Source organism: Rhodococcus sp. JVH1, from assembly GCF_000280725.2.
GTDB classification, from domain to species: Bacteria; Actinomycetota; Actinomycetes; order Mycobacteriales; family Mycobacteriaceae; genus Rhodococcus_F; species Rhodococcus_F jostii_A.
In genome coordinates this window covers 3,518,935-3,533,363 of sequence record NZ_CP166289.1, presented here as the reverse complement: position 1 = coordinate 3,533,363, position 14,429 = coordinate 3,518,935, and the positions used below count along the sequence as shown (strand labels likewise).

Annotated in this window: 5 protein-coding genes; 2 read left to right on the top strand and 3 right to left on the bottom strand. The window is 69.0% G+C overall.

The genetic code is table 11. The features are described from left to right. Positions 1-32 precede the first annotated feature (32 nt). A complete protein-coding gene (pks13, locus tag JVH1_RS16130; protein WP_009477142.1) occupies positions 33-5,027 on the top strand; it encodes a polyketide synthase Pks13 in 4,995 nt (1,664 codons plus the stop codon). Then, positions 5,024-6,568 carry an acyl-CoA carboxylase subunit beta gene (locus JVH1_RS16125; protein ID WP_005565873.1) on the top strand — a complete coding sequence of 515 codons (1,545 nt, stop codon included), beginning with the start codon at positions 5,024-5,026 and terminating at the stop codon, positions 6,566-6,568. Before pks13 ends, JVH1_RS16125 begins: the two co-directional genes overlap by 4 nt. Positions 6,569-6,573: 5 nt before the next feature. Here JVH1_RS16125 and JVH1_RS16120 read toward each other — a convergent pair whose 3' ends face one another. The 3 genes from JVH1_RS16120 to JVH1_RS16110 all read right to left on the bottom strand — a co-directional run bounded on the left by JVH1_RS16120 (position 6,574) and on the right by JVH1_RS16110 (position 14,408). Next, a complete protein-coding gene (locus JVH1_RS16120; RefSeq protein ID WP_009477143.1) occupies positions 6,574-7,548 on the bottom strand; it encodes a hypothetical protein in 975 nt (324 codons plus the stop codon). 233 nt (positions 7,549-7,781) lie between these two features. Beyond that, positions 7,782-11,105: an arabinosyltransferase domain-containing protein gene (locus tag JVH1_RS16115; protein ID WP_009477144.1), complete on the bottom strand. Its 3,324-nt coding sequence runs from the start codon at positions 11,103-11,105 to the stop codon at positions 7,782-7,784. A 66-nt stretch (positions 11,106-11,171) separates the two neighbouring features. Next, the gene (locus tag JVH1_RS16110) at positions 11,172-14,408 is read right to left on the bottom strand and encodes an arabinosyltransferase domain-containing protein (RefSeq protein WP_009477145.1); all 3,237 of its coding nucleotides are present in this window, start codon (positions 14,406-14,408) and stop codon (positions 11,172-11,174) included. Positions 14,409-14,429: the final 21 nt, after the last annotated feature.

The window sequence follows — 14,429 nt, the reverse complement described above, 5'->3', positions numbered from 1 at the left end:
AAGATGATGACCGGACCAGCAGTACAGGTGACATGACGGTCGCGCAGCTGCGCGAGTGGCTGCGTAACTGGATTGCCGACGCAACCGGGCAACCGGTCGGTCAGATCACCGACGACCGCCCGATGGAAGAGTTCGGTCTGTCGTCTCGCGACGCCGTCGCGCTCAGCGGCGAGATCGAGGAACTGGTCGGCGTCACGCTCACCGCGACCGTCGCCTACCAGCACCCCACCATCGCGTCGCTGGCCACCCGCATCATCGAGGGCGAACCCGAGCAGCTCGACGACTCGGCCGACGCCGCGTACTACGCGTCGGCGCCGACGTCGGATGCGCACGACATCGCGATCGTGGGCCTGGCTTCCCGTTTCCCCGGTGCGGGTAAGACTCCTGCCGAGATGTGGCAGATGCTCGCGGAGGGCCGCGACGGAATCTCCGACCTGCCCGAGGGTCGCTGGGAGGAGTTCACCTCCGACCCGCAGATCAAGGCGGCCGTCGAGAAGGCCAACACGCAGGGCGGCTACCTCGACGACGTGAAGACCTTCGATGCGGAGTTCTTCGCGATGTCTCCGCTGGAGGTCGCGAACGTCGACCCGCAGCAGCGCCTTGCGATGGAACTGACGTGGGAGGCACTCGAGCACGCTCGCATCCCGGCCAGCGACCTCAAGGGTGAGCAGGTCGGTGTGTTCATCGGCAGCTCGGCCAACGACTACCAGTTGCTCGCGGTCAGCGACCCCGTCCACGCGCACCCGTATGCGCTGACCGGTACGTCGACGTCCATCGTCGCCAACCGGGTTTCGTACTTCTACGACTTCCGCGGGCCGTCCATCGCCCTCGACACGGCGTGCTCGTCGTCGCTCGTCGCGGTGCACCAGGCGGTCCGCTCGCTGCGGTCCGGTGAGTCGGATCTCGCGCTCGCCGGCGGGGTCAACATGCTGGTGGCGCCCCCCGCCACGCTGGGCTTCGACCAGCTGGGTGTGATGGCCCCCAACGGCCGCATCAAGGCGTTCTCCTCCGACGCCGACGGCATGATCCGCGCAGAGGGCGGCGGTCTCGTGGTCCTCAAGCGTCTCGAGGACGCCGAGCGTGACGGCGACGAGATCCTCGCCGTCATCGCCGGCAGCGCCGTCAACCAGGACGGCCGCTCCAACGGTCTCGCGGCCCCGAACCCGGATGCGCAGGCCGACGTCCTGCGCCACGCCTACCGGGACGCGGGCATCAACCCCGCCGGTGTCGACTACATCGAGGCGCACGGCACCGGCACCATCCTCGGCGACCCCATCGAGGCCGACGCGCTCGGACGCGTCGTCGGGCGTGGACGCGCCGACGACAAGCCCGCGTTGCTCGGCTCGGCCAAGACCAACTTCGGTCACCTCGAAGCCGCCGCGGGCGCCGCGGGCCTGATCAAGGTCGTGCTGTCGATGCAGGAAGACACCCTGCCGCCGACGCTGAACTTCGCCGGACCCAACCCGTACATCGCGTTCGACAAGGCGCACCTGCAGGTCATTCCCGAGGGTGCGGCGTGGCCGCGCTACACGGGCACGGCCGTCGCCGGTGTGTCCGGCTTCGGGTTCGGTGGCACCAACGCGCACGTCGTCGTGCGCGAGTACACCGGACCTGCCGCGGATGACGCGGCCGAGATCACCGAGCCCGCTGTTCGCGCCGAGGAATCGGTGGCCGAGGCCGTCGAGCCGACGGTCGTTCTCGCCGTGTCGGGTGCGCTGCCGTCGCGTCGTCGCCGTGCCGCCGCCGATCTGGCCGACTGGCTGGAGACCGAAGAGGGCAGCACCACTCCGCTCGCCGACGTCGCGCGCTCTCTCGCCCGCCGCAACCACGGCCGCTCGCGTGCCGTCGTCCTGGCGAAGACCCGCTCCGAGGCCGTTACCGGGCTCCGCGCCATCGCCGCCGGAAAGCCTGGGCAGGGTGTGTTCTCGGCGGATTCGCCGTCGTCGAAGGGCGCCGTCTGGGTCCTGTCGGGCTTCGGTTCGCAGCACCGCAAGATGGCCAAGCAGCTCTACCTGGAGAACCCGGTCTTCGCGGCCGCCATCGACGAGGTCGACGCGCTGATCGAGGACGAGGCCGGCTACTCCATGAAGGAGAAGTTCCTCGACGACGCGATCGACTACGACGTCGAGACCTCCCAGGTCGGCATCTTCACCATCCAGATCGGTCTGGCGGCCCTGCTGCGTCACCACGGCGCCGAGCCCGAGGCCGTGGTCGGACACTCGATGGGTGAGGCTGCCGCCGCGTACATCTCGGGTGGTCTGCCGCTCGAGGACGCGGTGCGGGTGATCTGCGCCCGGTCCCGCCTCATGGGCGAGGCCGAGGCCACGCTCGAGGGCGACGACATCCGTCTGATGGCGCTCGTCGAGTACAGCGCGTCCGAGATCGAGACCGTTCTCACCGACTTCCCGCACCTCGAGGTCTGCGTGTACGCGGCGCCGACGCACACCGTGATCGGTGGCCCCGAGCCCGAGGTCAACGCCATCGTCGCGCGCGCCGAGGGCGAGGAGAAGATGGCCCGCGTCCTCAAGACGAAGGGCGCCAGCCACACCTCCCAGGTCGATCCGCTGCTGGGCGAGCTGGCCGCGGAACTGGCGGGCATCGAGCCGACCAAGTTGAAGCTGGGCGTGTACTCGTCGGTCGACCAGGACACGTACTACCGCGCCGGCCACGAGCCGATCCACCGCGAGGAGTACTGGACCAAGGGTCTGCGCCACAGCGTGTACTTCACCAACGCCGTCCGCCTCGCCGTGGGCAGCGGGCACACCACGTTCGTGGAGCTGGCGCCCAACCCGGTAGCCCTGATGTCCGTCGCCGCCACCGCGTTCGACGCCGGTCTGCACGACATGCAGCTCATCCAGACGCTCAAGCGCAAGGAGGACGAGCCGCTCGGTGTTCTCGCAGCGCTCGCGCAGCTGTACGTGCACGGGCACGCCGTCGACCTGTCGTCGCTGCTCCCCGAGGGCGACTTCGCGTCCGTTCCGCGCACCGCGTGGATCCGCAAGCCGTACTGGGTGGAGACCCGCATCGATTCCAGCGGCAACACCCGCGTCCCCGGTGCGCACGTGTCGCTGCCCGACGGCCGCCACGTGTGGGAGGTCCAGGCAGGCGCGGTCACCGACCTGCCCGCACTGGTCACCGCCGCCGCGTCGCAGGTGCTGTCGGACGTGACGCTCGCCGCGTCCGTTCTGCACGCCCACGCTCCGGCGGAGGGCACGCTCACCACCACGCTCAACCCGCATCCGGGTGGCGCGTCGCTGCAGGTGCACGCGAAGAGCGGCCCGAGTTTCACGCTGCTGTTCGATGCCGCCGTCACGTCCGGTGCGGCGCTTCCCGAACCCGTCGTCGCGCCGCCGGTGCAGTCGACCTCCCCGGTGGAGGAGCTGCCCGAGGTCGTCGAGGACATCGGTGAGAAGTGGGACCCGAACGGTTCGCAGACCCTCGAGGATCGTCTGGCGCTGATCGTCGCCGAGTCCATGGGCTACGCCCCGGAAGACCTGCCCGCCGAGATCCCGCTCATCGAGCTGGGCCTCGACTCGCTGATGGCCGTCCGCATCAAGAACCGTGTCGAGTACGAGTTCGACATCCCGCAGCTGCAGCTGCAGGCGGTCCGGGACGCGAATCTGATGGAGGTCGGCAAGTACCTGCGCTACGCGGTCGAGAACCGCGAAGAGGTGCAGGCGCTGGCCGACAAGCAGAAGGCCGAGAAGGAAGCGGAGGAGGCGGCAGAGGCCGCGGAGGCCGACCGTGACGCGGGGGCCGACCGTGACGCAGAGGCCGCTCGTGACTCCGAAGTCGCTGCGTCCCCGCTCGACGCCGAGGACACGTCCGTGGAGGCCGAGGCCGAGGCGATCCTCGCGGCCACCCCGGTGCCGGAGACGGCCGCGGCTCCCGAGGCAGCCGCCGTGGACAGCCAGGAAGCGTTCGCCGACGCGACCGATTCCGACGTTCCGCCGCGCGACGCCGCCGAGCGCCTGACGTTCGCCACGTGGGCCGTCGTCACCGGCGAGTCCGCCAAGGGCATCTTCAACACGCTGCCGATCCTGAACGACGAGACGGCTGAGAAGCTGGCGGCGCGGTTGTCGGAACGCGCGAACGGTGAGATCACGTTCGACGACGTCCTCGACTCCACCACCATCGAGGAACTCGCCAACGTGGTGCGTGGATTCCTCGAGGATTCCGGCAAGATCGACGGGCTGGTCCGCGCGCTGCGGCCTCGCCCGGAAGGATCCGACGCCGTCCCCGTGTTCGTGTTCCACCCGGCCGGTGGTTCGACCGTCGCGTACGAGCCGCTGCTGAAGCGTCTGCCCGAGGGCACGCCGATGTACGGGTTCGAACGCACCGAGGGTCCGATCGAGGTCCGGGCGGCGGAGTACCTGCCGCTGATCCGCGAGATCCAGGGTGACGGACCGTACGTGCTCTACGGCTGGTCGCTGGGCGGTGTGCTGGCGTACGCGGTGGCGAAGCTGCTGCGTGAGTCGGGCGCGGACGTTCGCATCGTCGGCCTGATCGACACGGTCATGGCCGGTGAGAAGGTCGAGGACACACCGGACGAGATCCGTAAGCGCTGGCAGCGGTACGCCGCGTTCGCGAAGAAGACGTACAACGTGGACTACCCGCTGCCGTACGACAAGCTCGCCGCAGCGGAGAGCGACGAAGAGCAGATCAAGATCCTGACGGAACTGCTCAAACTGAGTGGCACGAAGATTCCGGGTGGAATCATCGAGCACCAGCGCACGTCGTGGCTCGACAACCGGGCCATCCAGACCGCAGAGCTCGAGCAGTACGACGGCGACGTCGTCCTGTACATGGCCGACCGCTACCACGACGACGTGATGAACCTGGAGCCCGCGTTCAAGACCCGGAAGCCGGACGGCGGCTGGGGCGACGCGGTGAAGAACCTGGAGATCATCCACGTGGGCGGCGATCACATCCAGATCGTCGACGAGCCGTACATCGCGAAGGTCGGTGCCGACCTCACCAAGAAGCTGGCGGCGATCCAGGCCGCCGGGACCGGAGCGCATCAGTGACAACCACGACCGCAGAGAAGCTTGCCGAACTGCGCGAAAAGCTCGAAACGGCAAAGGAACCCGCGGGCGAACAGGCTATCGCCAAGCGCGCGAAGAAGGGCATTCCGAGTGCGCGCGAACGCATCGACATGCTGCTCGACCCGGGAAGTTTCATCGAGGTCGGCGGCCTGATGCGCCAGCCCGGTGATCCGGGTGCCCTGTACAGCGACGGCGTCGTCACCGGCCACGGGACCGTCGAGGGACGCCCGGTCGCGGTGTTCTCGCACGATCAGACCGTGTTCGGTGGTTCCGTCGGCGAGATGTTCGGCCGCAAGGTCGCCGCGATCATGGAGTTCGCCGCCAAGATCGGCTGCCCCTGCGTCGGCATCAACGACTCCGGTGGAGCGCGTGTGCAGGACGCGGTGACGTCGCTGGCCTGGTACGCGGAGCTCGGCCGTCGGCAGGAACCGCTGTCGGGTATGTGCCCGCAGATCTCGATGATCCTCGGCAAGTGCGCGGGCGGTGCGGTGTACGCGCCGATCAACACCGACGTCCTGGTGGCCACCGAGGAGTCGTACATGTTCGTCACCGGACCCGACGTGGTCCGGAAGATCACCGGTGAGGACGTCAGCCTCGAAGAACTCGGCGGCGCCCGGAACCAGGCCCAGTACGGCAACCTGCACCATGTGGCGGCCGACGAAAAGGCTGCGTTCGAGTGGGTGCGCAAATACCTCAGCTTCCTGCCGTCGAGTTGCATGGAGAAGCCGCCGGTGGTCAACCCGGGTCTCGAACCGGAGATCACGGACTCCGACCGCGACCTCGACACGTTCATCCCGGACGCCGACAACGCCGGCTACGACATGCACGACATCCTGCTGCGGATCTTCGACGACGGTGAGTTCCATGAGATCGGTGGGCAGGTGGCGCTGAACATCATCACCGGCTTCGCCCGCGTGGACGGGCGCACGGTCGGCGTGATCGCCAACCAGCCGCTGGTCGCGGCGGGCGCGCTGGACGCCCAGGCCTCGGACAAGGCCGCGCATTTCATCCGCATCTGCGACGCCTTCGACATCCCGCTGGTATTCGCGGTCGACACGCCCGGGTTCCTCCCCGGCCTCGAACAGGAGCGGATCGGTGTCATCAAGCGTGGCGGCCGGTTCATCTTCGCGTTCGTGACGGCGACGGTCCCGAAGGTGACCGTCGTGATCCGCAAGGCGTACGGCGGCGCGTACGCCGTCATGGGCTCGAAGCAGCTGGGCGCCGACATCAACTTCGCGTGGCCGACCGCCCGCATCGCGGTGATGGGCGCGGAGGGTGCTGTCGACCTCATCGGGCGCAGGCAGATCGAGGCCGCGGGTGAGAACGCTCCCGCCGTCCGCAGGCAGCTGATCAACTTCTACAACGAGAACATCGCGACGCCGTACATCGCGGCGGAGCGTGGCTACATCGACGCCGTCATCGAGCCCGCCACCACCCGGCTCGAGATCCGCAAGGCGCTGACGATGCTGCGCGACAAGAAGGTGCAGCGCAACCCGCGCAAGCACGATCTGATGCCTCTGTAGGTGACTCATGCCGACCGCAGCTTCGGTTCGGTGTGGACGAACACCGACGGCCGGGGGCGCGACGCCGCCAGCGTGTGTGCCGCGCGGAGATCCGCGAGCACCGTCGCCGAGTCGGCCTGGATCTGCTTCGGCAGGTGCGTCACGACGATGATGCCCTCGCGCTGCATGCGCGCCCGCCGCCTCATCGTCGCCTCGTGGAGTTCTGGCGAGAAGTGGTACTTCAGCGAGTCGATCTCCCAGGCGACGGCGACGTCGTCCAGCCAGCCGTCGGGACGGGCGATCCACAGCCCGGCAGCGGACAGGACGTCCACGTTGTGCCGCATCGGCGGAAGATCGCTCGTCGCATACACCTTCTGCGCGTGGACCTCGGCGACGGAATGCGCGTCGGCGCTCAGTTCACGCAGGACCGCGCGGGGCAGGCGGCTTCCGCGGTCGCTGCCGTGCGCGAGTTCACGAACGAGTTCGTCGACGGTCACGTCGCCGCGCTGGATGCCGCCGGCGAGGAGTGCCCGGCAGCTGTCGGCCTGAAGCGTGCGGCGTCCGGCGTCCAGGAGGCTGCGCGCCGGGGGAGCGAGGCGCAGGAGCCCCCGGTGGACCGGTGTGGGCATGCGCCACGTCCGCTCGACCTTCACGTACGCCCAGTCCCGTCGGTGCCGGGTGGACGGGATGAGCAGCAGCACGTCGTTCCGGGCCGCCGACGAGGTGTAGCCGAACGCGGCGAGCGCGGCGTGACCCGACAGCAGCGCGTCCGGACCGCCGTATTCGAGCGCCGCCAGATTGCGCTGCAGCGTCGTCGGCGGCCCGTTGTGCAGCAGGACCACGCCGGGAAGGATCCGCTGCCAGGGACCGCCGTCGGCGCAGCGTGAGGAGATGGTGCCCTTCGCGACACCCAGCCGTTCCAGTGTGGCCGCGCGGACCACACCGTCGCGGCTGACGGCGGCTATCGCAGAGAGATCTTCGGCCCAGGGTCCTCGTCGCATGGGTCAGAGCATGCCGCGGGCGAATCGGACCGTCGCCGGAAAGCCCACGTCGGAAATTGCCCTGTGGATGGACGGAAGGCTGTGGACAACTCCGCGGGTGGCGGAGCTGTTTCGCCGTGTCGGACCGCCTGGCGCGGCGCCCGATGTGACATTCGTTCAGTCAGACGGAACGCGTGTGACATCGGGCGACGCAAGCAGGGCAGGCACAAGAGAGCAGGCGCAAGCGGGCAGGCCTACGGGCTGCTGTACACCCGCAGGGTGCCCGGCTTCCACAGTCCGGATCGGGTGGCGGTCTCGGTGTCGACCGTGGCCGCGGTGGCGTCCGGGTAGTACCGGTCGAAGCGCTCGAGGGAGCCCCAGTCGCGGCCCCAGTCGTCCCGCATGTAGGTGGGGATGGCCGTGGCGCTGGCGAGCAGTTCGGTGAAGCCGAGGGGGCCACCGTTTTCCGGGGACTGCCAGGTGTCGGTGGAGCTGACGGCCAGCGGGCGGTCGGGGAGGATGCGGTAGTTCGGCATCTCCGCGACACCGTACTGGTGGTCGAACGGACGCTGGCACGGGAACTGCAGTCCGACGGCCCAGTCCAGCAGCACCGGCTGTGAGCTGCCGATCGTCGAGTTGAGGGTCTCGAGCTTGGGAACCCGCGGTGGGGTGAAGGCCAGCCACTGGTCGCCGGTGAGGTTGGGATCGTTGGCGACGATCCGCACGGAGTCGGCGTCGGGGGACAGTTCGCTGATCGGGACGCGCAGGTTGCGCCACGACGGTGCGGGTCCGATGTCCTTGGGCAGGTAGGTGCCCTGGGCCTGCACGGTGCCGTCGGGCTGACGCCTGCCGTATTCGAGGAGCAGCGACTGACCGTAGGTGAGGGCGCCGGTCGAGTCGACCGACCAGATGCGTCCTGCGGCGGACATGACGATCAGCGGGGCGTCGTCGCTGCGTTCGGGGAGTGCGTACCAGCTGGACGACAGCGTCGCCGGTTCCTGCACGCCTTCCTGGTAGCTGCCCATGACGGGTGTGGTGCCGGGGTCGAGTCCGAACGGCAGCTTGGCGGTGCTGCCGTTGACGCCGACGTTGCCGGTGCCGCCGCTGGTTCCGGCGCTCGATCCGGTCTCGAAGCTGGGCCCGACGCTCTGGTTGTCGGTGTTGCCCATGCCCTGCTTGACCTCGACGTAGTCGGCGGTCAGGTCGGACGGCACCCCGTTGGGGGAGAAGCCGACGGGATCGGCTCCGCCGAGCGGGTCGGCGGGGTTCGCCAGCGGCTGCGCGGGATCGTTGATGGGCGTGAGGTTTCCGCCGTTGGTATTGCCTTCGACAAGCACGTCCTCGGCGAGTCCGCACGTCTGCCCGGTGAGGGAGTCGAAGTTCGACCGTGCCAGCGAGTATGCCGGGTACTGGGAGACGGCGCCCTTGAGGAGTGAGAGGACTTCGAACAGCACCATGATGCCGGCGATGACGGTGAGCGGGGCGGCCGCGAATTTCCTGATCCGCCTGCCCTTCTCGGTGTTGGCGCGGGCGGGTGGCGCGGCGAATCCCTCACGCAGGTACTGCCAGGCGGCCAGCGCGACGGCCAGCGCGAACAGGACGAGGAAGAACGTGTTGGACTGGCGGCCGCCGATGGAGACGGTCTTGTCGAACCACGGCACGCCGTAGCTGGAGACGTACCAGTAGCCGTTGATTCCCGCGAACGTCAGGGCCAGCATGAGGAGCAGGCCGGCGAGGAAGATCGTGCGGTTGCGGCGCGACCGCAGCGCGGACGCCGACACGGCGACGGCGGTGAGTGCGGCCAGGGAGCCGGCGATGCCCGCGTACGCCCCGAAGTGGTGGGTCCACTTGGTGGGGTTGAACATCATGAAGAAGATCGTGCCGAACACGACACCGAGCAGACGCCACGACGGTCCGGTGGCGGCGCCGGGGATCCGCTTGCGGCGCAACAGGATGAACAGCGTCGTCAGCAGGCACAGGATCATCGTCAGGAACGCGAAGCGGCGAGCCACGGAACCGTCGACGGTCGGGACGAAGAGGTAGTAGTAGCGCAGGAAGTCCTTGTACCACTCGAGGTTCGGGCCGATCAGGGTGCGGACCCGGGTGGCCTCCATCACCGCGGCGACGGTCTGGTCGGCGAACACCACCACCAGGACGATCGTGCCCGCGGCTGCGATCGGAGCCAGCAGCGGCAGCGTCCCCACCTGGCGGTGGCGCTTGACGACGATCCGGACGAGCGGACGGGCGCCGGCGAGCAGGGCGGCCACACACATCAGTCCCGTCGGGGCGGCCGCGAGCGTGAACGCGCCGATCAGGACGGCGACAGCCGCGGGGAGGAGGCGTCCGGTCGCGATGGAACGCTCGATGGAGCACCACGTGAGCAGGGCGCCGAGCGCCACGATGGGCTCGGGCCGCAGGCCGTTGTTGTAGGGCAGCCAGAACGCGAGGAAGACGAGTCCGCCGGTCCACAGCGCGACCTTGTTGCGCCGGACGGACCGGCCTAGGCGCGGAGCGACCTCCCTGCTGATCACCATCCAGCACAGGATGCCGGCGACGAGGGCGGGCAGCCGCATGAACGGGCTGGCCGTCGAGATCTTCGCCATCGCGGCCAGGACGTCGTAGTACCAGCCGAACGGCGCCTCGGGGACACCGAACCAGCGGAAGTAGTTGGCCATGTAACCGGCGTGGTCGGAGACCCGGGCCATGGTGAGGAGGTAGCCGTCGTCGGACGTGTTGGCGCCGATGAAGTGCCACAGCACCAGCGTGCCCACAACGATCGTGTCGAGTCCGGTGAACTTCCACCAGTGCGACGGAAGGAAGTTGCGGTGCCCGCGCCCGTCCGTGCCGTCGAGGCGGCCGAGGGCGACCAGGGCGACGGCCGTGGCGAGGAGGGCCACGATCATGGCGACGAGCTTGATCAGCGTGGGGCTCGACGAGAACCGGGAGTCGACGTTCATCGTGAACGACAGGCCTGCCGGCGCCGCCCCGTCGCGGAGGTCGCTGAACACGCCCACCACCTGCGGGCGGAGGTCACCGGTGAGGGAACCGGCGATCGGGTCACCGGTCGGAGTGGTCAGACCCACGAACTCGGCGGACGTCGCGTCGATGTTCGACGTGATACGGATCTCGGTGCAGGCGCCCGACTGCACCTGTTCGCGCGGCGCCGTCGCGATGGTGACGTTGCGGTCGAGCACGTCGACGGACTTGTCCGATACCCGCACGAACATCGCATTCAATGCCGCACCCTCGCCCTGTGCGGGGGCGGTGGCCAGCAGGATTCCGCCCTGCGGGGGGAGCCCGGCCACGGCGGAACACGGGATCGCCGCCGACAGATCGACCGGGACCTGCGACATCAGCGGTGCCTCGAGGTCGCCGACGACGCCGTTCTCCGGCCAGTTCACCGCTGCGGTGGTCTGCTGCACCGGCATGAACGGAGTGGCCACTGCCAGCACGAACCCGATGAGTCCGGTGACGATGGCGATCAGACGAGCGGTCCGGTACTCACTCCGCCGGTCCTGGCGAGCAGGCGGCGAAGTGGGTTCGGCGTCGGAGACGGAAGTTGTCAGAGCGTCGGGCACGGTTGTCGATGGTATGTCAGGAACCTGAGTAGGCATATTGCCGCCTACCAGAGGGTAGGGACACTTCTAGTAGTAACGCACCGGTCCGGCCGACCAGATGCCCGACCTGGTCACCTGTTCGGATTCGACCTGTGCGGGCGTCGCCGACTCGTCGAGCGGTGTGTACCGCTCGAGCGAGCCCCAGTCGCGGTCCCAGTCGTTCGACAGGTAGGTGGCCAGCGTGCTCGCCGACAACAGCTGGTCGGTCCAGCCCAGCGGGCCGCCGCCGAACTTGTCCTGCCAGGCATTGGTGGACTCGGCGCCGATGCGGTCGGGGAGGACACGCCACTGCGGGACCTCGGCGACGCCGTAGCGGTGGTCGAAGGGCCGCTGGCAGGGGAAAGCGAGCCCGACGGCCCAGTCGAGGAGCACGGGGTCGCTGGAGCCGACGACGGTCTGCAGGGTCTGCATCGTCGGCACGCGGGGCGGTGTGACCGCCAGCCACTGGCCGGGGTCGGTGTCCGGGTCGTCCGCGACCAGTCGGACCGTGTTCGCCTCGGCGGGCAGCTGGTCGAGCGGCACGCGCAGGTTGCGCCACGACGGGGACGGTCCGATGTCGATAGGGTCGACGGTGCCGAGCGCGGTGACGGAACCGTCGGGGCCGGTGACCCCGTACTCGACCTTCAGACTCTGACCGGGGGTGACGACGCCGTCCGCGTCGACCGACCGGATGCGTCCGGCGGCCGAGATGGTGAGGATCGGGGCGTCGTCGCTGCGGTCGGGCAGCCCGTACCAGCCGGTGGTGAGGGAGGCGGGTTTCTGCTCCCCGCCCGGCTGGTAGCTGCCGAGGACCGGGGTCCGGGCGGGGTCGAGGCCGAACGGCAGCGTCACGGTGCTGCCGTTGACGCCGGCGGTGGCCTCGGTGCCGCCACCGGTGCCGGAGCTGGTGCCCGTCGTCGTCTCGTCGGTCTCGGTGTCGACGGTGTTGGCGCCGCCGGTGGCGATCTTCTCGGAGTCGGCGGTGAGGTCGTCGGCGATGCCGTTGGGGGTGAAGCCCTCCGCGGACGTCGTGCCGAACGCGCCTGCGCCGTTCGGGTCGGTGACCGGGGTGAGCGGCTGGAGGAGGGCGGCGGTGGGGTCGGTCTCGACGAGGACCTCGTCGGCGAGCGCGCACGAGTTGCCGGTCACCGACTCGATGTTGGCCTTCGCGATGGAGTAACCGGGGTACTGCGCGACAGCCCCCTTCAGCAGCGACAGCACCTCGAACAGGACGACGGCACCGGCCGCGACGGTCAGCGGCGACGGCGCCAGCATCCGGGCACGTTTACCGTTGGGCTTCTTGCCGCTCTCGTACGGTTCGCGGACGTGGTACCAGGCAGCGAGGAGCAGCGTCAGGACTGTGAGGCCCAGGAACAGCGTGGAGAAGCCCTTGCCCGCGATCATCGGCGGCTTGTCCCACCACGGAACGCCGTAGCTGGACACGTACCACCAACCGTTGGAGCTGGTGAACGCGACCGCGAGGATGAACAGGACACCCGCGGCGAACAGAGTGCGGTTCCGTTTGGAGCGAATGCTCGCGGCCCCCACCCCGACCGCGGCGAGCACCGCGACGGAGCCGGCGAGACCCGCGTACACACCGAAGTGGTGCGTCCATTTGGTGGGCGTGAACATCATCAGCAGCAGGGACGCGAACACGATGCCGAGGATGCGGCGGGACGGTCCGATCGCGGTGCCGGGCACCTTCCCCTTGCGGAGGATCAGCATCACGCAGACCACGACGCACAGCAGCATCACGAACACGCCGAATCGGCGGGCCAGCGAGCCGTCCGGCGAGATCCCCATGAGCGAATCCCAGCGCAGCCGCTCGTCGAACCAGGCCACGTTGGGGCCGAGGGCGGTGCGGACGCGCGTCGACTCGAGCACCGTCGCCAATGTCTGATCTGCGAAGACGGCCACCATCACGACGGTTCCCGCGGCGAGGATCGGCAGGATCTGGGACGCGAATCCCACCCGGTGGCCCCGCGCGATGACGATCTGCAGGATCGGCCGCGCACCGGCGATCAGGGCGGCGATGCAGATCAGGCCCGACGGCCCGGCCGCGAGCGAGAACGCGGCGATGAGCACGGCGACGGCACCGGGGAGCAGTCGTCCGGTGGCGATGGCGCGCTCGATCGAACACCACGTGAGGAGGGCGCCGAGAGCGATGACCGGTTCGGGACGCAGCCCGTTGTCGTACGGCAACCAGAAGGCCAGGAAAACCAGTCCGCCGGTCCAGAGGGCAGTTCTGTTGCGCCGCACGGCCACACCGAGGCGGGGAATGACCTCCCGGCTGATCACCATCCAGCAGAGCAGGGCGGCGAGGAGCGTCGGCAGTCGCATCCACATGCTCGCGGTGCTCACCTTCGCCAGCGCCGCGAGGAGTTCGTACGACCATCCGAACGGCGCCTCGGGGACACCGAACCAGCGGAAGTAGTTGGCCATGTAGCCGGAATGCTCCGACACCCGCGCCATGCCGAGGAGGTAGCCGTCGTCGGAGGTGTTGGCGCCGACCACGTGCCACAGCAGCAGCGTCCCGATCACGACGGCGTCGACACCGGTGAACTTCCACCAGTGCGCGGGCAGGAAGCGGCGCGCGCGGCGACCGTCGATGCCGTCCACACGGTGCAATGCGTACAGCGACGTCAGCGTCGCGAGGACGCACACGATCATCGCCAGCAGTTTGAGCAGGGTGGGGCTGGACGAGAATCGGGAATCCGGGTGGACGTGCACGTTCAACCCTGCCGGCGCCGCACCCTGCAGGTCGGTGAAAAGGCCGACCATCTGCGGGCGCTGGTCGCCCTCGACGGAACCGGCGAGCGGTTCGGCGGTGCCCGTGATCTCCGCCGACGTCCGCTGGTGGTCGGACGTGACCGACAGGGCGGTGCAGCCCTGGAGATCCGCGGCGTCCGCCGAGATCAGGGAGATGCCGCGAATCGTGACGTCGACAGTGCCGCCGGCACCGCCCTTCACCACGAGGCCGTTCTGCTCGAAGTCGGGCGCGCGATTCGGGAGGGTGGAGACGACGGTGCCGCCGTCGGGTCCGAGTTGCGTGAACACCGAGCACGGCACGGTCACCTGCATGTCCAGCGGTGTGTACGAGACCAGTGGCGCCTCGACGCTGTTCAGGGTGCCGTCCTGCGGCCAGTCGATCGACGCGGCATCCTGCTTCACCGGGAGGAACGGGGTGGCCAGCGCGAGCACGAACCCGATCAGGCCGGTGACGATCGCGATGAGCCGGGAAGTGCGGATGGTCCGAAGGTCAGGCGGCGGGGGTTGGGACGGCACAGAACGATGTTAGGCGATTGC